Origin of the sequence: Paraburkholderia sp. BR14320 (assembly GCF_040948665.1) — a bacterium.
Taxonomy (GTDB): domain Bacteria; phylum Pseudomonadota; class Gammaproteobacteria; order Burkholderiales; family Burkholderiaceae; genus Paraburkholderia; species Paraburkholderia youngii.
The window spans coordinates 21,658-42,072 of record NZ_JBFPKG010000047.1 but is presented as its reverse complement, the minus strand read 5'-3'; the positions used below and the strand labels follow the sequence as shown (position 1 = coordinate 42,072).

Annotated in this window: 20 protein-coding genes, 1 other RNA gene and 1 riboswitch; of the genes, 10 read left to right on the top strand and 11 right to left on the bottom strand. The window is 65.1% G+C overall.

The window, feature by feature from the left end; translation table 11 throughout:
• Window positions 1–44: 44 nt before the first annotated feature.
• Genes cobT through AB3X89_RS30940 form a run of 4 tightly spaced genes read right to left on the bottom strand, consistent with a single transcriptional unit; the run spans window position 45 to window position 5,028 of the window.
• Window positions 45–1,106, bottom strand: coding sequence for a nicotinate-nucleotide--dimethylbenzimidazole phosphoribosyltransferase (gene cobT / locus AB3X89_RS30955; RefSeq protein ID WP_368586673.1), 1,062 nt, complete (start codon window positions 1,104–1,106; stop codon window positions 45–47).
• 35 nt (window positions 1,107–1,141) lie between these two features.
• Complete coding sequence (locus tag AB3X89_RS30950; RefSeq protein WP_368586683.1) at window positions 1,142–1,996, bottom strand: ABC transporter ATP-binding protein; 855 nt, start codon at window positions 1,994–1,996, stop codon at window positions 1,142–1,144.
• Window positions 1,993–3,057 (bottom strand): FecCD family ABC transporter permease, encoded by a 1,065-nt coding sequence (locus AB3X89_RS30945; RefSeq protein ID WP_368586672.1) that lies wholly within the window; start codon window positions 3,055–3,057, stop codon window positions 1,993–1,995. Before AB3X89_RS30945 ends, AB3X89_RS30950 begins: the two co-directional genes overlap by 4 nt.
• Window positions 3,058–3,096: 39 nt before the next feature.
• Window positions 3,097–5,028, bottom strand: coding sequence for a TonB-dependent receptor (locus tag AB3X89_RS30940; RefSeq protein ID WP_368586671.1), 1,932 nt, complete (start codon window positions 5,026–5,028; stop codon window positions 3,097–3,099).
• An 89-nt stretch (window positions 5,029–5,117) separates the two neighbouring features.
• A riboswitch (cobalamin riboswitch) is annotated at window positions 5,118–5,382 on the bottom strand.
• 221 nt (window positions 5,383–5,603) lie between these two features.
• Between AB3X89_RS30940 and AB3X89_RS30935 the strand changes: the two genes are divergently transcribed.
• From AB3X89_RS30935 to AB3X89_RS30915, 5 genes are all read left to right on the top strand, one after another.
• Window positions 5,604–5,963, top strand: coding sequence for an ATPase (locus AB3X89_RS30935; protein ID WP_368586670.1), 360 nt, complete (start codon window positions 5,604–5,606; stop codon window positions 5,961–5,963).
• The gene (locus tag AB3X89_RS30930) at window positions 5,960–6,274 is read left to right on the top strand and encodes a cell division protein ZapA (RefSeq protein WP_013088698.1); all 315 of its coding nucleotides are present in this window, start codon (window positions 5,960–5,962) and stop codon (window positions 6,272–6,274) included. Before AB3X89_RS30935 ends, AB3X89_RS30930 begins: the two co-directional genes overlap by 4 nt.
• A 78-nt stretch (window positions 6,275–6,352) precedes the next feature.
• Window positions 6,353–6,534, top strand: a non-coding RNA gene (gene ssrS / locus AB3X89_RS30925) — 6S RNA.
• Between the two features lie 139 nt (window positions 6,535–6,673).
• The gene (locus AB3X89_RS30920; protein WP_176121144.1) at window positions 6,674–7,132 is read left to right on the top strand and encodes an EVE domain-containing protein; all 459 of its coding nucleotides are present in this window, start codon (window positions 6,674–6,676) and stop codon (window positions 7,130–7,132) included.
• A 256-nt stretch (window positions 7,133–7,388) separates the two neighbouring features.
• Window positions 7,389–8,117, top strand: a complete 729-nt coding sequence (locus tag AB3X89_RS30915) for an SIMPL domain-containing protein (protein WP_368586669.1) — start codon at window positions 7,389–7,391, stop codon at window positions 8,115–8,117.
• A gap of 114 nt (window positions 8,118–8,231) precedes the next feature.
• On the opposite strand, the gene lgt is transcribed toward AB3X89_RS30915, so the two are convergent.
• Both lgt and AB3X89_RS30905 read right to left on the bottom strand, forming a co-directional pair.
• Complete coding sequence (gene lgt, locus AB3X89_RS30910; RefSeq protein ID WP_176109317.1) at window positions 8,232–9,137, bottom strand: prolipoprotein diacylglyceryl transferase; 906 nt, start codon at window positions 9,135–9,137, stop codon at window positions 8,232–8,234.
• Window positions 9,138–9,195: 58 nt separating this feature from the next.
• Complete coding sequence (locus tag AB3X89_RS30905; protein WP_368586668.1) at window positions 9,196–10,182, bottom strand: LysR family transcriptional regulator; 987 nt, start codon at window positions 10,180–10,182, stop codon at window positions 9,196–9,198.
• A gap of 159 nt (window positions 10,183–10,341) precedes the next feature.
• Between AB3X89_RS30905 and ilvD the strand changes: the two genes are divergently transcribed.
• Window positions 10,342–12,015 (top strand): dihydroxy-acid dehydratase, encoded by a 1,674-nt coding sequence (gene ilvD, locus AB3X89_RS30900; RefSeq protein WP_368586667.1) that lies wholly within the window; start codon window positions 10,342–10,344, stop codon window positions 12,013–12,015.
• Between the two features lie 146 nt (window positions 12,016–12,161).
• A complete protein-coding gene (locus AB3X89_RS30895) occupies window positions 12,162–12,500 on the top strand; it encodes a c-type cytochrome (RefSeq protein WP_368586666.1) in 339 nt (112 codons plus the stop codon).
• Between the two features lie 24 nt (window positions 12,501–12,524).
• On the opposite strand, the gene AB3X89_RS30890 is transcribed toward AB3X89_RS30895, so the two are convergent.
• The 3 genes from AB3X89_RS30890 to AB3X89_RS30880 form a co-directional block, all read right to left on the bottom strand.
• A complete protein-coding gene (locus AB3X89_RS30890) occupies window positions 12,525–13,316 on the bottom strand; it encodes a DUF2486 family protein (protein WP_368586665.1) in 792 nt (263 codons plus the stop codon).
• Between the two features lie 85 nt (window positions 13,317–13,401).
• Window positions 13,402–13,818, bottom strand: a complete 417-nt coding sequence (locus tag AB3X89_RS30885) for a DNA polymerase III subunit chi (protein WP_027196963.1) — start codon at window positions 13,816–13,818, stop codon at window positions 13,402–13,404.
• Window positions 13,819–13,870: 52 nt separating this feature from the next.
• Window positions 13,871–15,382: a leucyl aminopeptidase gene (locus AB3X89_RS30880; protein ID WP_368586664.1), complete on the bottom strand. Its 1,512-nt coding sequence runs from the start codon at window positions 15,380–15,382 to the stop codon at window positions 13,871–13,873.
• Between the two features lie 137 nt (window positions 15,383–15,519).
• Between AB3X89_RS30880 and lptF the strand changes: the two genes are divergently transcribed.
• Genes lptF through AB3X89_RS30865 form a run of 3 tightly spaced genes read left to right on the top strand, consistent with a single transcriptional unit; the run spans window position 15,520 to window position 18,197 of the window.
• Complete coding sequence (gene lptF / locus AB3X89_RS30875) at window positions 15,520–16,617, top strand: LPS export ABC transporter permease LptF (RefSeq protein WP_368586663.1); 1,098 nt, start codon at window positions 15,520–15,522, stop codon at window positions 16,615–16,617.
• A gap of 3 nt (window positions 16,618–16,620) precedes the next feature.
• A complete protein-coding gene (gene lptG / locus AB3X89_RS30870; RefSeq protein WP_368586662.1) occupies window positions 16,621–17,769 on the top strand; it encodes an LPS export ABC transporter permease LptG in 1,149 nt (382 codons plus the stop codon).
• A 47-nt stretch (window positions 17,770–17,816) separates the two neighbouring features.
• Window positions 17,817–18,197, top strand: coding sequence for a sirohydrochlorin chelatase (locus AB3X89_RS30865; protein ID WP_368586661.1), 381 nt, complete (start codon window positions 17,817–17,819; stop codon window positions 18,195–18,197).
• 57 nt (window positions 18,198–18,254) lie between these two features.
• Here AB3X89_RS30865 and cobA read toward each other — a convergent pair whose 3' ends face one another.
• Together cobA and AB3X89_RS30855 are read right to left on the bottom strand one after the other, a co-directional pair.
• Complete coding sequence (gene cobA / locus AB3X89_RS30860; protein ID WP_368586660.1) at window positions 18,255–19,010, bottom strand: uroporphyrinogen-III C-methyltransferase; 756 nt, start codon at window positions 19,008–19,010, stop codon at window positions 18,255–18,257.
• An 88-nt stretch (window positions 19,011–19,098) separates the two neighbouring features.
• Window positions 19,099–20,415 carry a sulfate adenylyltransferase subunit 1 gene (locus tag AB3X89_RS30855; protein WP_368586659.1) on the bottom strand — a complete coding sequence of 439 codons (1,317 nt, stop codon included), beginning with the start codon at window positions 20,413–20,415 and terminating at the stop codon, window positions 19,099–19,101.

Below are 20,415 nucleotides of genomic sequence, written 5' to 3'. Positions count from 1 at the left end.
GCGAGCCGGGCTTCGCGTTGCCGCGAAGCGTGGGTTCGAGTGCATCACGGTTCGCGATCCGCGACGCCCGCGGAATCGAAGCTGGCCATCTCATTGATGAAGGCCGCCGCCGCGCGCAGCACCGGCACCGCGAGCGCGGCGCCGGTGCCCTCGCCGAGCCGCATGTCGAGCGACAGCAGCGGCTGCGCGCCGAAATGATCGAGCATGCGCCGATGCCCGGCCTCGTTCGACGCATGCGCAAACACGCAGTACTCGCGCACGTCGGGCGAGAGCGCATCGGCGACCAGCAGCGCGGAGGTCGCGATGAAGCCATCGACGAGGATCGTCATGCGCGCCTCGGCGGCCGCCAGAAACGCGCCTGTCATCATCGCGATTTCGAAGCCGCCGAAGGTCGCCAGCACGTCGAGCGGCGCGCAGGCGTCCGGATGACGCGCGAGCGCCGCCGCAAGCACGTTGCGCTTCTTCGCGAGTCCGGCATTGTCGAGACCGGTGCCGCGGCCGACGCAGTCGTCGATCGGCACGCCGCACAGGCGGCTCATCAGACAGGCGGCCGCCGACGTGTTCGCGATGCCCATCTCGCCGAAGCCGATCACGTTGGTGCCGAGCGCCGCGTGATGACGCACGCGCGCGGCGCCTGCCTGCATCGCGGCGAGCGCTTCGGCGTGCGTCATCGCGGCTTCGTGCGCGAAGTTGCGCGTGCCGCGCCCGATCGGAATATCGACGAGTCCGTCGGTGGACGGCAGCGGCGTCGCGATGCCCGCGTTGACCACTTCGAGTTCGAGACCGGCGACGCGGCTGAGCGCATTGATCGCCGCGCCGCCCGCTATGAAGTTCGCGACCATCTGCGCGGTCACCGCTTGCGGGTACGGGCTCACGCCTTCGGCTGCGATGCCGTGATCGCCCGCGAACACGATCATCGCGGGACGTTGCACACTGGGACGCGTACTGCGCTGGATCAGGCCCATCTGACGCGCGAGCGTTTCGAGCCGGCCGAGGCTGCCGGGCGGTTTGGTGCGCGTATCGATGATCCGTTGCAGCTCGGCGCGCAGCGTCTGATCGAGCGGCGCGACTTCGGGCAAACCGGCCGGGAGTGGGATGCGAGTCATAGGTGTGATCGAGACAAGGTATGGGGGATGAATAGTCAGCCTGACTGTCCGTCATGACCGGCAGGCGATTCATGACGCGCGCGCGGCGCGGGAATCAGCGCCTCGTGCTCGCCATCGCGAATCAGAATCAGCGGATAGCCGAACGCGCGGCTCGTCAACGCGGGCGTCAGCACGTCGCGCACCGGGCCCGCATACGCGCCGCCCGCGCCGTCGAGCAGCAACGCGTGCGTCGCGAAGCGGCGCGCGAGGTTCAGGTCGTGGCATGAGAACAGCACACTGCGCGGTAGGTTGCGTCCCGGTTCGCTCGTCCATGCGACGAGCGCTTCGAGGCAATCGATCTGATGATGCAGATCGAGATGCGACAACGGTTCGTCGAGCAGCAATAGCGGCGCGTCCTGGCACAGCACTGCCGCGAGCGCGACGCGCTGACGCTCGCCGCCCGATAGCGACAGCACATCGCGCGCCGCAAAGTCCGCAAGGCCGAGCGATTCGAGCGCCGCCTGCGCGGCCGCACGATCTTCATCGCGCTCCCAGCCCCAGCCGCCCAGATGCGGGAAGCGGTTCAGCAGCACGATGTCGAGCACGCTGGCATTGAACGCATCGGCCGCGCTTTGCGGCATCAGCGCGCGGCGCCGCGCGAGCGGCAGCGGCTGCCAGTCGGCCACGCGCACGCCATCGAGTTCGACATGGCCCGCCGTCGGATGCAACAGGCCTGCCAGAGTCGACAGCAAGGTGGTCTTGCCCGCGCCGTTCGGCCCGGCGATACACCAGATTTCTCCCGCATGGAAGGTGTGCGTGAACGCATCGAGCAAGGTGCGCGCGCCGGCGCGCAGCGTCAGGCGTTGCGTGCTCAGCATCGAAGAGGTGGGTCTGGGTTCGGCTTGCATCATCGGCGGCGTTTGAGCAGCATCCACAAAAACACCGGCACGCCGACCAGCGAAGTGATCACGCCGACCGGCAACTGCGCGGGTGCGATCACGGTACGCGCGATCAGATCCGCGCCCATCACCGCGACACCGCCGCCGAGCGCGGCCGCGGGCAGCAGCATGCGCTGGTCGTTGCCGAACGCGAGCCGCAGCATGTGCGGCACGACGAGACCGACGAAGCCGATCGTGCCGGCGGTCGTCACCGCCGCGGCCGCCGCCAGCGAAGCGACCAGGTACACGCGCAAACGCAGCGGCATCACCGCAACGCCCAACGCTTGCGCGGCCGCGTCGCCGCGCAGCAGCAGGTTCAAACGCGGCGCGGCCGGCACGATCGCCAGCAACACGAGCGCGAGCGCGATCAGCGCGGTCCACGGCAGCGCGCCGCCGTTGAGGTCGCCGGTCAGCCAGAACAGCATGCCGCGCAGACGGCTATCGGGCGCGAGATTGAGCAGCAGCGTGATCATCGCGCCCCACCCGGCCGCGATCACCGCCCCGGTCAGCAGCAAACGCGGCGACGTATCCTGCGGCTCGCCGCGCCACAGTTCGCGACGCGCGAGTCCGAGCACCAGCAGGATCGACACGAACGCACCGGCGAACGCGCTCGCATCGACGATCCACCAGGCGCCGCCCGCGATCATCGCGACCAGCGCGAAGCTGGCAGCGCCGCCCGACACGCCGAGCACGTACGGCTCGGCCAGCGGATTGCGCAGCAGCACCTGCAGCAGCGCGCCGGCGAGCGCCAGCAACGCGCCGCACGCGAAGCCCGCGAGCGCGCGCGGCAATCGCAACGTGCGCACGATTTCGCCGGTGAGAGCGTCGCTGCCCGTGGCGCCGAACGTGTGCGTTGGCACGAGCGCCGCAAGCACGCGCGACGGCGCGAGAGGCACGCTGCCGAGCACGAGCGACGCGCCGAGCAGCGCGACGGCGGCGAGCGCGAGTCCGAGCCAGATCGCGGCCGCGCGTTTCGCATTCATCGGGCGCGGCGTTGCCATCGCGGCGGACAGCGAACCGGACGCGCGACTCATCCGCGTGCGCTCACGCATGCGGGCAGCCCGGCGCGCGCGTCACTGCTGCTGCCAGCCGAGCGTGACATACGCACCGCGTCGCGGCGAGTTATACGAGTAGGCCGTTTCATAGTCCTTGTTGAACAGATTGTCGATTTGCGCGCTGACGTACCACGCCTTCGTGATGTTGTAGCGCGCCGATAGATTCACGATGCCATAACCGCCGAGGTTGCCGGTGCTGTCTGGACGCGGACCACTGACGATCCACTCGCCGCCGACCCGCCATCCACCGATGCTGCGATTCACCGCGAACGACCCGAAGCGTCGCGCGCGCCGCACGAGGTCGGTACCGCTGTCGAGATCGACCGGATTCTGCAGCGTCAACGTCGCGCGTACGTCGGTCTTGCCGACATGACCGCTCCACGATCCTTCGAGTCCCTGCACCTTCGCATGGCCGACGTTCTCCGCGAGATAAATGCCGGGGATCGTCTGTACGTAGTTGATCAGATTCGTATAGCGCGTCTGGAATGCGTTCAGACGCATCACGCCGAGCGCATCGGTCGCGTACTGCAAACCGGCTTCGACCGAGTGACTGCGCTCGGGCTGGATCGACGGGTTGCCGCTGATCGGATAGTACAGATCGTCGAAGCTCGGCGCGCGGAAAGCATCCGAATAGCTTGCGGTTACCTTCCAGTGCGACGTGATGTCGAAACCGTAGCCGAGATAGTAACTGTTCGCTCCGCCGAAATCGGAGTACTGATCGCGGCGTACGTTGGCCTGAATCTGGTTGCGGCCGAAGCGCGCGCTGTAGCCGGCGAAGACCGAATCGACGTGACGGTCGGGCGCGGCGAACGTGTCGGAGTCGAGAGTCTGGTCGAGATGCTCGTAGCCGAGCTGCAGCTTCTGGTTCGCGGCGAGCGCGAAATCGTTCTGCCACGTGTACTGGCGATTGTCGGTATCGAAGCGGTCGTCGTAGATGCCATTGGTGTTCGAGACGCTGCGGTCGTCGCCCTCGGCGAGCGTGAAGTGGGTGGTCCACCAGTCGGTCAGCTTGCCGTTCGCGAACACGGACGCCTGGCGAAACTTGCTATAGAGGTTGTTCAGATCGGTCGGCACGCCGTACGCATTGTCGTAGCTGTTGTTGTTGTTCGACTGGAAGTAGCTGACGCCCGCGTCCCACTTGTCGTTGAACTTGTGGCGCAGCGACGCGCTGATGCTCTCGTTCAGATTGCCGTTCGCGTTCGGATTTGCGGCCGGCGCCTCGAGCGGATTGAGCGACGAAAAGCCGTCGCCCTTCGTGCGCGCGAGCGAAATGTTGAAGGTCGTGCGGCCGTCCTGATCGAGCGCGCCGTTCACGCCGGCCGTTTGCGTCTGCGTGTGATAGCTGCCGTAGCCGACAGAAAAATTGAAGCGCGGCGGATGATCGCCGCCGTCTTTCGTGAACACCTGCACGACACCGCCGATCGCGCCCGAACCGTACAACGCCGACACGTTGCCATTCACGACTTCGACGTGATCGACCTGGTCGAGCGGGATCTGTGCGAGCTGAGCGGAGCCGAGACTCACAGAATCGACGCGCACGCCGTCGATCAGCAGCAGCGATTGTGTCGACGACGCGCCGCGCAGAAAGAGGCTCGTGGTCGAACCGGGGCCACCCGTGCGCGAGATTTGCGCGCCGGGCGCGAGTCGCAGCAAGCCGGGCAGATCGGTCGCGGTCGTGTCGGCGATGTCCTGCTGATCGAACTGCGTGGTCTGCGGGATCGCATCGCGCAACGCTTGCGCGCCGCGCTGCGCGGTCACGACGATCGGCGACAGCACGTTGCCCGACGCATCGGCGGAAGCGGGATATGACGAATCGGCAACGTTTGCGGCGTTCGCGGTGCTTGCATCCGCATTGGACGATGAAGACACAGGCTCGGCGCTTTGCGCATGCACGACGAGCGGCATGCTCGCGAACGCGAGCAGCGTCGCGCGGGCGATGGGGGACAACATGGGATGACATTCCTGTGGATAGCGTGCGCGGCCTGCTTCCCCGCGGGCCGACGCGTCACGAGGCGTCCCCTTGTTTAACGTTTTCGCGGGGGACGTCCCTCTTTTCTGGCCGGTATCCGGGCTACGACACATCGATCCCGCCTTCCCACGCGTGACGCGCAGTGGCACACTCGCAGATTGAACTTCCAACCTTGCGACCAGGACCGACCTGCATGAGCACATCACATGCGGTCGTTTACCGTTGCGGGGGCAGCGCAGGTTCGCGCATCCGGTTTGGCACCGCGCGCGCCCTGCTTCCCGTTTAACTGCGCGCGCCGAAAAGCGCGCGCGGGCACCAGAGTGCGGGAAGTGTAGGAGCGGCTTCGCGGGGCGTCAAGAAACGCCAACCGGAGCGCAATCCGTTCTGTCGAATGCAGGGTTATTGTCCGATGGATTGCCGGTCTTTTATCTTATGGTCGACGACACGACTCGCAACGAACCTGCACGAAGCGATGCTGTTACGTCTCGAAACGAGACAATTGTCGGAACCTGTAATATTCCGCGCTAAAATGCGATGTCTTTAGAGGACGCAGCACATGCTCACCGAACTCGAATCACTCTCCCAGAACATCGGCAAGCTGATTGCGATCAGCCAGCGCCACAATGAAGCGCGGATCGCGCTCGAAGAGCAGCTCGCGCAAACGCGTGCGGAAGTACAAGCCACGCACGCAGAACTTGCGCAATTGCGTGCCGAGCGCGACGCACTGCAAGCTGAACGCGACGCGCTGTCCGCCAAGATCGACGACGCTCAGGTGCGCCTGAATGCGATTCTCGAAAAATTGCCGCGCGCACGCGCGAGCAGCGAACCGGATAACCAGCTCGATCTGCTCGAGTCCGCCCAGCCCGAACACGAGGAAGCGGCAAGCGACGTGAGCCGACACGGAGAAAGCGCATGACCACCAAGCAGATCGAAGTATCGATTCTCGAAGTACCCTACCGTCTCGCCTGTTCGCCTGAAACGGAAGGCGCGCTGCTCGAGGCGGTCGCGCGCGTCGACGCCGAGATGAAGAAAATCCGCAGCGGCAGCAACGTGCGCGGCACCGATCGCATCGCGGTCATGGCGGCGCTGTCGCTGGCATCGGAACTGCTTAAGCTGCAAAGCAGCGTGCGACACGGAGAAGCATTTCCTGCTGAAGAAATCCGGCGTACAATGCAGCAAATGAACGAACAACTAGGTACTGTGATTGAGCAGTACAGCATGCAGTAAGCAGTAGTTGACTCAATAGCAGGCCGGTTTCGAACCGGTCACTTGTTCAACGGTTTGTGTTGTAGCTTCATCTGTTTAGCTTCCCTGCCTGGTTCGCCAAGGTCATATATTCCTTGAACCAATGCCATGTGCACGGTTGCGGAAATTTGTAGCACGGGTGTGCGCGTCACTCTGTCTGATGTACCCGAAGTGTTGCTAACTGCGACCAATTCTGAACCCTCGGTTCAGGATGCCGGCCTAGCGGCTAAGGCGGGGACCTTATCTGGAACGGCATCGGACTTCGGTTCGATGCCGTTTTTCTTTGGTCGTCGTTTTTTCGTTTGAGTGCCTGTTTCAGGGGCTTTTCCGCACGCGCCTGTTGTTGGCGCCTCGTTCAATCTCACACGCTCACGCCGATTCATGCGCTACTGGCTGATGAAGTCCGAACCGGACGAAGCAAGCATCGACGACCTCGCCAACGCACCGCATCGCACCTTGCCGTGGACCGGCGTGCGCAACTATCAGGCGCGCAACTTCATGCGAGACGTGATGCAGGTCGGCGACGGCGTGCTCTTCTACCATTCGAGCTGTCCGGAGCCCGGCATCGCGGGCATCGCGGAAGTCTCGTCGACCGCGTATCCGGATCCGACGCAGTTCGATAAAAAGAGTCCGTACTACGACGCGAAATCGTCGCCGGAAACGCCGCGCTGGATGCTCGTCGACGTCGTGTTCAAGAAGAAAATCCCGCTGATTCCGCTGGCCGCGCTGCGCGAACATGCCGAATTGCAGGACATGCGCGTGCTCGCCAAAGGCAACCGTCTGTCGATCACACCGGTGACCGACGCCGAATGGCGCTTCATCACTAAACAGCTGGTTTAAGGGCAAATGCGCGACGCGGCACGTGTCGTGATCGCGTCCAGGCCATCATTCCCGATGCGGCGGCGAAACACTATTTGGGGAACCAAGCGTCAATAAAACGCGCCTAATCGGTCGACGAAAGCGCGAGCTCGAATCAACCGTTCGACGGCACCCCGATCCATTCGCTAGCGCTTCCGTCAAACCGCGCGCCGCCATCGCGTCATCACTCGGCGCACGCGTCGAACGTGCACAACCTGTTCAAACAAGGATTCCAGCCATGACGACAAAAACCGCGCGGGCCCTCGCACTCGCGCTCGCCTTTGGCGCGCCTGTGGCGCTCGCGCTGAACCCTGCGCCCGCTCGCGCGCAGACCATGATGCCGCAGCCTTCGGGCGTGCTGTCGCTGAATGCGCAGGCGAGCGCGGAAGTCCCGCAGGACGAAGTCGAAATCACGCTGTTTTACGAGCAGGAAGCGAGCGAGCCGTCCGCGTTGACGTCGACGCTGAACCAGCGCGCCGACGCGGCATTGCAGAAGGCGCGCGGCGTGGCCGGCGTGACTGCACGCTCGGGTGCGTTCTCGATCTTCCCGTCGACGGACCGCGACGGACGTATCTCGGCGTGGCGCGGCCGCACCGAAGTCGTGCTCGAATCGCGCGACTTCGCCGCGGCCTCGAAGCTCGCCGGACAGATGGCATCGATCATGCAGGTGGGCAACGTGCGTTTCTCGCTGTCGCCGGAAGCGCAACGCGCGGCCGAACAGCGGCTCAGCGGCGAGGCAATCAAATCGTTTCGCGAGCAGGCCGCGGCGTCCTCGCAGGCGTTCGGCTTTAGCGGCTATTCGATCCGCGAGGTCAACGTGAATCACAGCGGCGCGATGCCGCGTCCGATGATGATGATGATGAGCGCACGCGCGATGGGCGCCGACGCGAAGAGCGCGCCGATGCCGCTCGAAGGCGGTACGTCGACGGTGACGGTCAACGTGTCGGGGTCGGTGCAGATGAAGTGACGCGCACGCGCGAACGTCAGCGCCTCAGTCAGCGCCCCAAAGAGAAACGCCACGGCATCCATCGATGCCGTGGCGTTTTTTCATGCAGCGTTCGCTACGCTAGCCGGGCGCAGCTCAGTTCGCGCCAACCGCCTGCGCCGGCTCGCGGCGCCCCCGGCGATACGCCCACACCATCAGGCCGATGCCCGCGAGGATCATCGGCAGCGACAGCCATTGACCCATTGACAGACCCATTGCGAGCAGGCCGAGGAAATCGTCCGGCTCGCGCGCGAATTCGACTGTGAAGCGCGCGAGGCCATAGCCGATCAGGAACATCGCGGAAATCGCGCCGAGCGGCTTGGGCTTGCGCGAGAAAAAGATCAACACGAAAAACAGCGCCACGCCTTCGAGCGCGATCTCGTACAGCTCCGACGGATGCCGCGGCAGCATGTGATATTGCGCAAACACTTCGTTCAGATGCCATTGCGCGGCCAGTTGCGGATGCGCGGCGAGCCAGCTGGCGTCGTCGGGCGCGGCGCCCGGGAACAGCATCGCCCACGGCGCGGCCGGATCGGTCACGCGGCCCCACAGCTCGCCGTTGATGAAGTTGCCGAGGCGCCCCGCCGCGAGGCCCGTGGGCACCATCGGCGCGACGAAATCGGTGACCTGCAACCACGAGCGCTTGCGCTGATACGCGAACAGCATCATCGCGATGGTGACGCCGAGAAAGCCGCCGTGAAACGACATGCCGCCTTCCCACACCTTGAAGATGTCGAGCGGATGCGCGAAATAGAAGCTCGCCTTGTAGAACAGCACATAGCCGAGCCGGCCGCCGAGGATCGTGCCCAGCACGCCGAAGAACAGCATGTCGTCGATGTCCTTCGCGGTCCAGCCTTGCGCGGCGACGTACGGCAGCCGCAGCCGCAGCCGGGCGACCACGATCGCCGCGACGAACGCGACGAGGTACATCAAGCCATACCAGCGCACGGCGAGCGGCCCCAGATGGATGGCGACAGGGTCGAAATTCGGGTGAATGAGCATCGTGTAGTTATGGGCAGTTCAGGTTCGAAAGCAGTTTTACAGGGATCAGAAGCGGGATCTAGACACGCGACGCCACGCTCGCCGCATGGGCGCGCACGATCTCGATGAAGCCCGCCAGCACCGGGCTGACCTCGTCGGTGCGCCAGACGAGTCCCGTTTCGATCGCGGGCACCGACTCGGACAACGGCCGGTAGACGACGCCCGTGCGCCGCAGGTTACGCAACGATTGCGGCACCAGTGCGACGCCCATGCCGGCCGACACGAGACTCACGATGGTCTGCATCTGGATCGCCTCCTGGCCGATCCGCGGCGCGAGGCCCGCGACGCCGTAGCAATCCATAATGATGTCATAAAAGCCTGGCGCGAGACGTCTTGGGAAGATCACGAGCGGCGCGTCGCCGAGATCGCGCAGGCTGACGGGCGTGTCGAGCCATTCGGCGGCGGGGTCTTCTTTTGGCTTGCCCTTGCCGTTTTTGTTCACGCTGCCTTGCAAGCGTTGCGCCATCTCCGTCGACATCGCGATCACCAGCGGCTCGCGCGCGATTGGCAGCCACGACAGCTGCGCCGCATGCCGCGACGGCAGCGGCGCGATCACCAGACCCGCGTCGATACGCCCGGCCACCAGTTCGTCCACCTGCACGTCGCTGGTCGCCTCGGTCAACTCGAGCCGCACGCGCGGATGCCGCGCGCCGAAATCGCGCAACAGCAGAGGCAGCAGGCCGTAATCCGCGGTCGACACGAATGCGAGCGACAGCACGCCCGCCTCGCCGCGCGCGAGGCTCTGCGCGAGCGGCCTCAACCCTTCCGCGGCCGCGAGCAGCCGCTGCACCTCGGGCAGCAGATCGGCGCCGACCGCGGTCAGCTCGACCGAACGCTTGGTGCGCGCGAACAGCTCAACGCCGAGCGTCTCCTCCAGCGCGCGGATCGCCTGCGACAGCGGCGGCTGCGTCATCGACAGACGCGCGGCCGCGCGCCCGAAGTGCTTTTCCTCGGCGACGGTGACGAAATAGCGCAACTGGCGCAGATCGGGAATCGTCGGCAGCATGATTAATATATTTTACGACCTAAACAGCCGCGAATAATACACGCGACGCCGGCCACGCAAAACCGCCTGTTTGCACGGTCTGGCGGAACTACACTGAACGGATGCGCGCGCGGACGCCGTCGCGCGCATTCATCAGAACAGCCAGACTTGGAGCTCCCCATGGCCTACAACCGTCGTTCAAAGAACATCACGCAAGGCATCGCGCGTTCCCCGAATCGCTCGATGTACTACGCGCTTGGCTACCAGAAGGAGGATTTCGACAAACCGATGATCGGCGTCGCCAACGGTCACTCGACGATCACGCCATGCAACGCCGGCCTGCAGCGCCTCGCCGACGCGGCCGTCACCGCGATCAAGCGCGCCGACGCGAATCCGCAGACTTTCGGCACGCCGACGATCTCCGACGGCATGTCGATGGGCACCGAAGGCATGAAGTACTCGCTGGTGTCGCGCGAGGTGATTGCCGACTGCATCGAGACTTGCGTGCAGGGGCAATGGATGGACGGCGTGGTCGTGATCGGCGGCTGCGACAAGAACATGCCGGGCGGCATGATCGGCCTCGCGCGCATGAACGTGCCGGGCATCTACGTGTATGGCGGCACGATCCGGCCGGGCAACTGGAAAGGCACCGATCTGACGATCGTGTCGTCGTTCGAGGCAGTCGGCGAATTCACGGCGGGCCGCATGTCGCAGGAGGACTTCGAGGGCATCGAGAAGAACGCGTGTCCGTCGACCGGTTCGTGTGGCGGCATGTACACGGCCAATACGATGAGCTCGTCGTTCGAGGCGCTCGGCATGTCGCTACTGTATTCGTCGACGATGGCGAACCCGGATCAGGAGAAGGTCGACTCGGCCGCCGAATCGGCGCGCGTACTCGTCGAAGCGGTCAAAAAGGATCTAAAGCCGCGCGACATCATCACGAAGAAATCGATCGAGAACGCGGTCGCGCTGATCATGGCGACCGGCGGCTCGACCAACGCGGTGCTGCACTATCTGGCGATCGCACACGCGGCCGAGGTCGAATGGACGATCGAGGACTTCGAGCGCATGCGCAAGAAAGTGCCGGTGATCTGCAACCTGAAACCGTCGGGCCAGTATGTCGCCACCGATCTGCACAAGGCGGGCGGCATTCCGCAGGTGCTGAAGATTCTGCTCGATGCCGGGCTTCTGCATGGCGATTGCATGACGATCACCGGCAAAACGCTCGCCGAGGAACTGAAGGACGTACCCGGCAAACCGCGCAGCGATCAGCAGGTGATCTTCCCCGTCGACCAGGCGCTGTACGCGGAAGGCCACCTCGCGATCCTGAAGGGCAATCTCGCCGAAGACGGCGCGGTCGCCAAGATCACCGGGCTGAAGAACCCGGTCATCACAGGTCCGGCGCGCGTATTCGACGACGAGCAGAGCGCGCTCGAAGCGATCCTCGCCGACAGGATCGTCGCCGGCGATGTCGTGGTGCTGCGCTATCTGGGCCCGAAGGGCGGCCCCGGTATGCCGGAAATGCTTGCGCCGACCTCGGCGATCATCGGCAAGGGGCTCGGCGAGTCGGTCGGACTGATCACCGACGGCCGCTTCTCGGGGGGCACGTGGGGCATGGTGGTCGGGCACGTCGCGCCGGAGGCGTTCGTCGGCGGCACGATCGCGCTCGTGCAGGAAGGCGATTCGATCACGATCGACGCACACCGGCTGCTGCTGCAATTGAACATCGACGACGCCGAGTTGCAGCGCCGCCGCGCCGCATGGCAGGCGCCGAAGCCGCGCTACACCCGCGGCGTGTTGGCGAAGTATTTCGCGCTCGCGCTGCCGGCGAATCGGGGGGCGGTGACGGGTTAATTACTACGGGCCGGCGCGCCCGCTTCGCTGGACGAACCCGCCGCCACGCTACGCAAAAACGCAAGGGGCGCACGAAAATCCGTGCGCCCCTTTGCTCTTATAATGCGTGCACCACGAGCCGGGCATCTGCACTGGCGGAGACCATAATGAAATCGATGTCGTACGCAGCCGTAGCAGCTTCTGTTGCGCTCGCCGCCGCATTGAGCGCCGCCAGTCCCGCAGCCAGTGCCGAAGCAGCCGGCCTCGCGCTCGCCCAGCAGAAGAACTGCATGAGCTGCCACTCGGTCAACCGCCCGTTCATGGGGCCGGCGCTGCACGACGTCGCTATCCGGTATGCGGGGCGCGACGACGCCGCGACCTATCTGAAGCACAAGATCCTCGATGGCAGCACCGGTGCATGGGGAACCGTGCCGATGCCCGCGAACACGCAACTGACGCCCGATCAGGCGGCCACGCTGGCGGCCTGGGTGCTGACGCTCAAATAACGGACCTCTCGTGTCGCCGCGGCCTCAACGCGAGCGCCGCGCGATTTCTTCTTCCACCGCTTCCCGTACCCAATCGGTCATCTCGGCTTCGAGCGTCTGCGCGACCTCGCGCGTGATCTGACTCACGAGTAGGCTCGTGTGCTGCTGCACTGCGTCGCGGCAGCGCGCCTCGATGATGCCGCGCCCCTCGCCCGTCAGAAAACGCTGGAAGCGTCCGTGCAAACGTTCGGCGAGCGCGTCGGCGTCGAATGGGAGCTGAGCGGGGGCGGCTTCGTGCGCGCCCTCCTCGAGATCCGGCGGCACGGTCGCGCCGGCTTCGAGCGGTATGAAGGGCTCGGTGCGATCGAACACGCCGGCCGACACCTCGGCCACGTCCTCATGCAGGCCTTCATGCAACTCCTCATGCCCATGTCGCGCATGAATGCCGTGATGCGGCCGGGCCTGCTTTCTCGCGTGCGTGTGATCGGCCACGTGCGGCGGATGAAGTTCGGTCTGCGCCGGCTGCGGCGCGAGAACCGGCTCCGGCGAACTCAGTTGCTCGGGTGTGGGCACGGGCTGCGGCGCGAGCACGGGCTCGGGCGCCAGCGTCGGTTCGGCCGGATGTGCGGCCGGCGGCGCAGCCGGAGGCGCGAACGCGGGCTCGGTGCGCAATCCCGGCTCGCGCGCCGCCGGTTGCGCGGCGGCTGGGGCTGCGGGCTTGGTGCCCTGAGGCGCGGGTGCGGCGGCATCGGCCAACGCGTCGCGCGTTTCGCGCGCGCGGCCCGGCACGATGACCTCGTTCAGGATCGGGATCGAATTGTCGTTGGGATCGGACACGTGCGCTCTCCGTGTTTGAGTCGAAGCCAGGGCTGGCGGTCCGCATGCCGCGCTCCTCGCGGCCATGACGCGAGAGCGGAACGAATTAGCCGCCCTGCTTGTAGTTGTTCAAAGCATAGCCGCGATCGCGATAGAAGCGATAGCGCTCGCGGCCCGCAGCGAGTTCCTCGTGTGCGTTACCGACCACTTCGAGCAATCTTTCGAAGCGCGCAAACTGCGCTGGCACCGTTGCGCCCAGATTGAGCAGCACCTGATGATGCGGCACGTCGTCGAGATTCGTGGCCAGCACGACGGGTGTATCGGCGGCAAGCGGCGTGCCCGCCATGCAGTGCGGCACGAAGTCGAGCGGCGAGAAGGTCCACAGCATTTCGTCGAACGCGCGCAGGCGCGCAGGCTCGGCCAGCACGACGAGCGGCTGGCCCGCCAGATATGCCTTGCGCGCGAGGCGGCACGCGTACAGCAGCGAATCGCCGACGTTCGAGTGAAAGTCGATTCTCGTCATCGGCCGCTCCGCCCCGCTTGCCGCGCGCCGTGTACGCGCTTACCGCACTGCGTCATTGGCCGGCGCGGTCGATCAGGAACTGCGCGAGCAGCGGCACCGGACGACCCGTCGCACCCTTCGCCGCGCCGCTCTTCCACGCGGTGCCGGCGATGTCGAGATGCGCCCACGGGTACGAATCGGTGAAGCGCGACAGGAAGCACGCAGCCGTCACGCTGCCCGCCGGACGCCCGCCGATGTTCGCGACGTCGGCGAAATTCGACTTCAGCTGATCCTGGTACTCGTCGTCGAGCGGCAGGCGCCAGGCCGGGTCGGCCGCTTCGCGCGACGCGTCGAGCAGTTCGCCCGCGAGCGCGTCGTCCTTCGAGAACAGGCCGCTGTTATGATGGCCGAGCGCGATGATGCAGGCACCCGTCAGCGTCGCGATGTCGATCACCGCGGCCGGCTTGAAGCGCTCCGCGTAGGTGAGCGCGTCACACAGAATCAGGCGGCCCTCGGCGTCGGTGTTCAGCACTTCGATCGTGATGCCCTTCATGCTGGTGACGATGTCGCCCGGCTTGGTGGCCGTGCCCGACGGCATGTTCTCGACGGCCGGGATGATGCCGACCACGTTGATCTTCAGCCCCATTTCGGCGACCGCGCGCAGCGTGCCGAGCACCGAGCCCGCGCCGCACATGTCGTACTTCATCTCGTCCATGCCCTCGCCCGGCTTCAGCGAGATGCCGCCCGTGTCGAACGTGACGCCCTTGCCGACCAGCACGACCGGCGCGGCCTTCGCGGCGCCGCCCTGGTACTGCAGCACGATGAACTGCGCCGGTTCGACCGCGCCCGCGGTAACCGACAGGAACGAGCCCATCTTCAGCGCTTCGCACTGCTTCTCGCCGAGCACCTCGACCTTCAGCTTCCAGTCTTTCGCGAGCTTCTTCGCGGTGTTCGCAATGTAGGTCGGCGTGCAGACGTTGCTCGGCAGATTGCCGAGGTCGCGCGTCAGGTCCATGCCGTTCGCAAGCGCGGCGCCCTGCTTGGCGGCCAGCTTGGCGGCCTTCTCGTCGCCGGTGTTGACGCTGATCACGACGCGCTTCAACGCGCGCGGCGTGTTCTCCGCCTTGCTCTTCATCTGCGTGAAGCGATAGGTCAGCTCGCGCAGCGCGAGGATCGCGGCGCGCACGCACCAGTCGGCCGTGCGTTCGAGCACCGGCAGTTGCGCCAGCGTGAAAGTGACCTGCACGATCTTCGTGCCGAGCAGCGCGCGCCAGGCAGCGCGGACCGCCTCGCCGTAGGCTTTCTGACTGAAAGCATCCTGTTTGCCGAGGCCGACGAGCAGCACGCGCGACGCGCCGATGCCCGACACTTCGTGCAGGAACAGCGTGGTACCCGCCTTGCCGTCCATGTCGCCCGCCTTGATGATGCGCGTGAGCAGGCCCTTGGTGGCCGCGTCGATCTCCAGCGCGGCGCCCGACAGCGTTTGCGACTCGAACACACCGATCACGATGCAATCGGATTTCCCGGTGAGGAAACCGTTCGTCGAGCCTTTGGTCCAATCACAGGCTTTTATGCTAAAGTCCATCGCGCTTGTCCTCGGATAAAATCTGGGCTTAGGATGAAAGCCGCAATTATCCGCTATTTTTCCCGCGGCGGCTGCACCGGAGGCGTGACGGGAACGAACCCCCGCGTCGCCGTGAGCGCCCCCTCTCGTCATCAATAATGATCTTTGAACGCTCCCTCCAGCGCGAGCTCGCGTACACGGCTGGCGCCGTGTTCATGGTTCTCCTCACGCTCGTGCTGACGACGATGATGATCCGCATCGTCGGCTTCGCGGCCTCGGGTGAGATCGATCCGCGCGACGTGCTGGTCCTGATCGGCCTCACCGTGATCGGCTATCTGGCCATCATGCTCGTCGCGACGCTGTTCGTGTCGATCCTGTTCGTGCTCACACGCTGGTACAAGGACTCCGAGATGGTCGTGTGGCTATCTTCGGGCGTTAGTCTCACGCAATTCATCAAGCCGATCGGCATCTTCGCCACGCCGATCATCATCCTGATCATGTTCTTCGTGTTCGTCGGCTGGCCGTGGTCGAACCAGCAGAGCAAGCTGATCCGCGCGCGCTTCCAGCAGCGCGACGAGGTCTCGCTGCTGGCTCCCGGGCAGTTCCGCGAATCCCCGACCACACACCGCGTGTTCTTCATCGAGAAGATGTCGCCCGACCAGGGGCACGTGGAAAACGTGTTCGTGACGAGCACCGAGGGCGGCAAGGTTAACGTCGTGGTGTCGAAGAACGGCCACATCGAGACGCACAAGAACGGCGACCGCTTCGTCGTGCTGGAAAACGGCCGCCGCTACGACGGCGAGCCGGGCCACCCCGATTTCCGCATCATGGAGTTCGAGCGCTACGGCGTGAAGATCCAGAGCCAGCCGGTCGTCAATACACCGACCACCACCGGCTTGCCGACGATGACGCTGCTGCGCAATCCGACCAACGAGAACCTCGCCGAATTCGCGTGGCGCGCGGGTCTGCCGTTGATCGCGATCAACCTGATGCTGCTCGCGATTCCGCTCGCGCACCAGAACCCGCGGCGCAGCCGCACGATCAACCTCGTGATGGCCGTGTTGATCTACCTGACCTATTCGAATCTGCTGAACGTCGTGCAGGCCTGGATCGAGCAGGGCAAGATGTCGTTCGGCATCGGGCTCGTGATCCTGCACGTGATCGTGCTCGGCATCGTCGCGTTCATCTTCTGGATGCGAGTGCGCAACCGGCCGCTGTTCACGCGCGCCATGTTCAGCCGTTCGCAGGGAGCCTGACCGATGCGCATTTATGAAAGGTATTTCGCGCGTCAGATCTATCTCACGTTCGTCTTCATCCTGTTTGCATTTTCAGGTCTGTTCTTCTTTTTCGATCTGATCAACGAACTGAACTCGGTCGGCCACGGCAACTACAAGTTTCAGTACGCGGTGCTGCGCGTCGCGCTGCAAACGCCGTCGCGTTTCTATGAAATCATTCCGGTCGCGGCGCTGATCAGCGCGATCTACGTGTTCGCACAGATGGCGGCCAACTCCGAGTACACGATCTTCCGCGTGTCCGGTCTCGCCACCAACCGGGCGCTGCGCTCGCTGCTGAAAATCGGCATTCCGCTCGTGATCGTCACCTATCTGATCGGCGAAGTGGTCGGGCCGTACACGGACCAGCTGTCCGAGCGCGTGCGGCTCGAGGCGCTCGGCTCGTCGGTGTCGAGCAACTTCCAGTCGGGCGTGTGGGTCAAGGATACACTGACCGAGCGCGCCGACGGCGAGCAGGTCACGCGCTTCGTCAACGTCGGCGAGCTGAGACCCGACGCGACGATCAGCAACGTGCGCATCTACGAGTTCGATTCGAAGTTCCGTCTGTCGAACATCCGCATCGCGCAGAGCGGCCGGTATCAACCGCCGGGTCACTGGCTGCTGACCGGCGTGACCGACACGCAACTGCTGGACGTGGCCCGAGTTCCCGGCACGCCGGCCGATGCGCTCAATCCGGTGTATCGCGCCAACCAGGTCACGCTGCCCGAGTATTCGCTGCGCTCTGAGCTGACGCCGCAGATTCTGTCGGTGCTGCTGGTGTCGCCGGACCGCATGTCGATGTTCAATCTGTTCCGCTATATCCAGCATCTGACCGAAAACCATCAGGACACGCAGCGCTATGAAATCGCGCTGTGGAAAAAGGTACTGTATCCGTTCGCGGTGTTCGTGATGCTGGTGCTGTCGCTGCCGTTCGCGTATCTGCATACGCGCGCGGGCGTGGTCGGCATGAAGGTGTTCGGCGGCATCATGCTCGGCATGAGCTTCCAGCTGTTCAACACGCTGTTCTCGCACATCGGCACGCTCAATACGTGGCCTGCGCCATTGACTGCGGCGACGCCGGGGCTCATTTACCTGGTGCTCGGGCTCGTCGGGTTGAAGTGGGTCGACCGGCACTAACTCGCAACGCCAGAGGGCGTTGAAGGGCATCGTCAGGAGCTGACGCGATGGCTACGCACGGACTGATTCTGTTTGGCCACGGCGCACGCGATGCGCGCTGGCGCGAGCCGTTCGAGCGGCTCGCCGACAAGCTGCGCACCGCGCGCGCGGCGACGGGCGAAGCGCAGGCGGTTACGCTTGCCTTTCTGGAACTGATGGAACCCAGCCTGCCGACGGCCGTCACGCAACTGGTTGCGCAAGGCTGCGCCGCGATCACCGTGGTGCCGGTGTTCTTCGGGCAAGGCGGACATGTGCGCCAGGATTTGCCCGCGCTCGTCGAGCAATGCCGCGCCGCGCATCCCGGTGTCGAGATTCGCTGCGCGGTGGCGGCCGGTGAGGATGATTCGGTGCTGGATGCGCTCGCGCAATATTGCTTGCGGCAACTCTGATTTTTTCGTTCTGCTTGCTCAGATTCGCCGCTGTCAGGCCGGCCCTGCCGGGGACCTTCAGGCCGCGACCAGCATCCCGTTCGACGAGCGCTTTGCCTCGGTCTGCCGCGCCGCGAATGCCTCGCCGATCATCAACAGACTCGGCTGCGACGCATCGACCCAGCGCTGCGCTTCTCCCGCAGCCAGATCTTCCAGCGTCAGCGTCAGCATGCGTTCGCGCGGCGTGCTGCACGCCTCGACGATCGCCACGGGCGTAGCCGCGGGCTTGCCGGCGTCGATCAGTTGCTGCGCGATCTCAACACCGCTGTCGCGGCCCATGTAGAACACCAGTGAATCGGCGTTGACCTGCTCGCGAATCTCGTCAGAACCGGGTGCGCGGCTGAACGTCGCGAGCGCGACGCTGCGCGACACGCCGCGCAACGTCAGCGAACGCTTCAGCGTGGCCGCGCTCGCCAGTGCGGCGGTAATGCCCGGCACCACTTCATACTCGATGCCCGCGGCTTCCAGCGCGCGCATCTCTTCGTCGGCGCGGCCGAACAGCATCGGATCGCCGCCCTTCAGACGCACGACCACGCCGTGCTCCAATGCCGCATCGACGATCTGCTTGTTGATGAACTGCTGGGCCGTCGATAGCTGGCCGCAGCGCTTGCCGACCGCGATGCGCTTTGCGTGCGCGGGCGCGTAGTCGAGCATCGCCGGCTCGACCAGCGCGTCGTGCAGCACCACATCGGCGGCGCCGAGCAGCCGCGCGCCGCGTACCGTAATCAGGTCCGCGGCACCGGGTCCCGCGCCGATCAGATAAACCTTACCCATTGACCTCAACCTGTTCGTTGGAGCGAACGCAGGCGGCGCGTTGCGTCGCCTGCCTGGCCCTTCCGTTACCTACCGGCCTATGCCGCACTCAGGCGGAAAACGCCCGGATCATGCCGGCCGCGACGGTGTGGTTCGTCGCCTCGTCGATCAGCACGAACGCGCCTGTGCCCTGATGCGCGTCGTACGCGTCGCACACGAGCGGCTTCTGCAAAGTCAGCGCGACACGACCGATGTCGTTCATCGCCAGTTCCTTGCGATCGGTCGCCTGCGACAGCGTATGCACGTCGAGCACTTCCTTGATCGCGCCGATCTTCGCGAACACCGTGTTGGTGGTCTGCTTCAGCAGATACTTGCGTTGCGTCGACAGCGGCGTGTCGTCGAACCAGCACAGGTCCGCTTCGAGCTTCTTTGCCGGCTCCGGCGCCGCTGCGCGCAGCACGAAGGTGTCGCCGCGCGACACGTCGACGTCTTCCGCGAGACGGATCGTCACCGTCTGACCGGCGAACGCGCGGTCCACCTGCGCGGTGCCGCCGACCACCGGCGCGATGATCTCGGCCACGGTCGCCTCGCGATTGGCCGGCAGCACGACGATCGTGTCGCCGAGCTTCACTTCACCCGATTCGACGCGGCCCATGTAGCCGCGGAAATCGTCGGCCTGGCTGCCGTCCTGGCGCGCGACCCACTGCACCGGAAAGCGCAGCGCCTCGCCGCTCGCGGTTTCGACGGGCAGCGCTTCGAGCACGTCGAGCAGCGGCTGGCCCGCGTACCACGGCATCCGCTCGCTGGCCGTGACGATGTTGTCGCCCTTCAGCGCCGACACCGGCACGAAGCGCACGTCCTCGAGACCGAGGTGACGCGCGAGCTCGACATACGCGTCGCGGATCTCGTTGAAGCGCGCTTCGCTGTAGTCGACGAGGTCCATCTTGTTGATCGCGACGATCACGTGCTGCAGACCGAGCAGCTTGACGATCGCGCTATGACGCTTGGTTTGCGGCAGCAGTTGCGCGACGCCGTTCTCGAACGTCACGCGCGTCGCGTCGACGAGGATGATCGCCGCATGCGCGGTCGACGCACCCGTCACCATGTTGCGCGTGTACTGCTCGTGCCCCGGCGTATCGGCGATGATGAACTTGCGCTTGGCGGTCGCGAAGTAGCGATACGCGACGTCGATCGTGATGCCCTGCTCGCGCTCGGCTTCGAGGCCGTCGGTCAGGAGCGACAGATCGATCTCGTCGCCGACGGTGCGCTTGTTCTTCGCGCGCGACAGCGCCGAGAGCTGGTCGCTCAATACGGCCTTGCTGTCGTACAGCAGGCGGCCGATCAGCGTGCTCTTGCCATCGTCGACGCTGCCCGCGGTGATGAAACGCAGCACGCCGAGGTCTTCTGGTTGATGAATACTGCTCAT

Coding starts and splice junctions, on each gene's coding strand:
- cobT (WP_368586673.1), bottom strand. CDS start 1,106: ATGACTCGCATCCCACTCCCGGCCGGTTTGCCCGAAGTCGCGCCGCTC.
- AB3X89_RS30950 (WP_368586683.1), bottom strand. CDS start 1,996: ATGATGCAAGCCGAACCCAGACCCACCTCTTCGATGCTGAGCACGCAA.
- AB3X89_RS30945 (WP_368586672.1), bottom strand. CDS start 3,057: ATGAGTCGCGCGTCCGGTTCGCTGTCCGCCGCGATGGCAACGCCGCGC.
- AB3X89_RS30940 (WP_368586671.1), bottom strand. CDS start 5,028: ATGTTGTCCCCCATCGCCCGCGCGACGCTGCTCGCGTTCGCGAGCATG.
- AB3X89_RS30935 (WP_368586670.1), top strand. CDS start 5,604: ATGCTCACCGAACTCGAATCACTCTCCCAGAACATCGGCAAGCTGATT.
- AB3X89_RS30930 (WP_013088698.1), top strand. CDS start 5,960: ATGACCACCAAGCAGATCGAAGTATCGATTCTCGAAGTACCCTACCGT.
- AB3X89_RS30920 (WP_176121144.1), top strand. CDS start 6,674: ATGCGCTACTGGCTGATGAAGTCCGAACCGGACGAAGCAAGCATCGAC.
- AB3X89_RS30915 (WP_368586669.1), top strand. CDS start 7,389: ATGACGACAAAAACCGCGCGGGCCCTCGCACTCGCGCTCGCCTTTGGC.
- lgt (WP_176109317.1), bottom strand. CDS start 9,137: ATGCTCATTCACCCGAATTTCGACCCTGTCGCCATCCATCTGGGGCCG.
- AB3X89_RS30905 (WP_368586668.1), bottom strand. CDS start 10,182: ATGCTGCCGACGATTCCCGATCTGCGCCAGTTGCGCTATTTCGTCACC.
- ilvD (WP_368586667.1), top strand. CDS start 10,342: ATGGCCTACAACCGTCGTTCAAAGAACATCACGCAAGGCATCGCGCGT.
- AB3X89_RS30895 (WP_368586666.1), top strand. CDS start 12,162: ATGAAATCGATGTCGTACGCAGCCGTAGCAGCTTCTGTTGCGCTCGCC.
- AB3X89_RS30885 (WP_027196963.1), bottom strand. CDS start 13,818: ATGACGAGAATCGACTTTCACTCGAACGTCGGCGATTCGCTGCTGTAC.
- AB3X89_RS30880 (WP_368586664.1), bottom strand. CDS start 15,382: ATGGACTTTAGCATAAAAGCCTGTGATTGGACCAAAGGCTCGACGAAC.
- lptF (WP_368586663.1), top strand. CDS start 15,520: ATGATCTTTGAACGCTCCCTCCAGCGCGAGCTCGCGTACACGGCTGGC.
- lptG (WP_368586662.1), top strand. CDS start 16,621: ATGCGCATTTATGAAAGGTATTTCGCGCGTCAGATCTATCTCACGTTC.
- AB3X89_RS30865 (WP_368586661.1), top strand. CDS start 17,817: ATGGCTACGCACGGACTGATTCTGTTTGGCCACGGCGCACGCGATGCG.
- cobA (WP_368586660.1), bottom strand. CDS start 19,010: ATGGGTAAGGTTTATCTGATCGGCGCGGGACCCGGTGCCGCGGACCTG.
- AB3X89_RS30855 (WP_368586659.1), bottom strand. CDS start 20,415: ATGAGCAGTATTCATCAACCAGAAGACCTCGGCGTGCTGCGTTTCATC.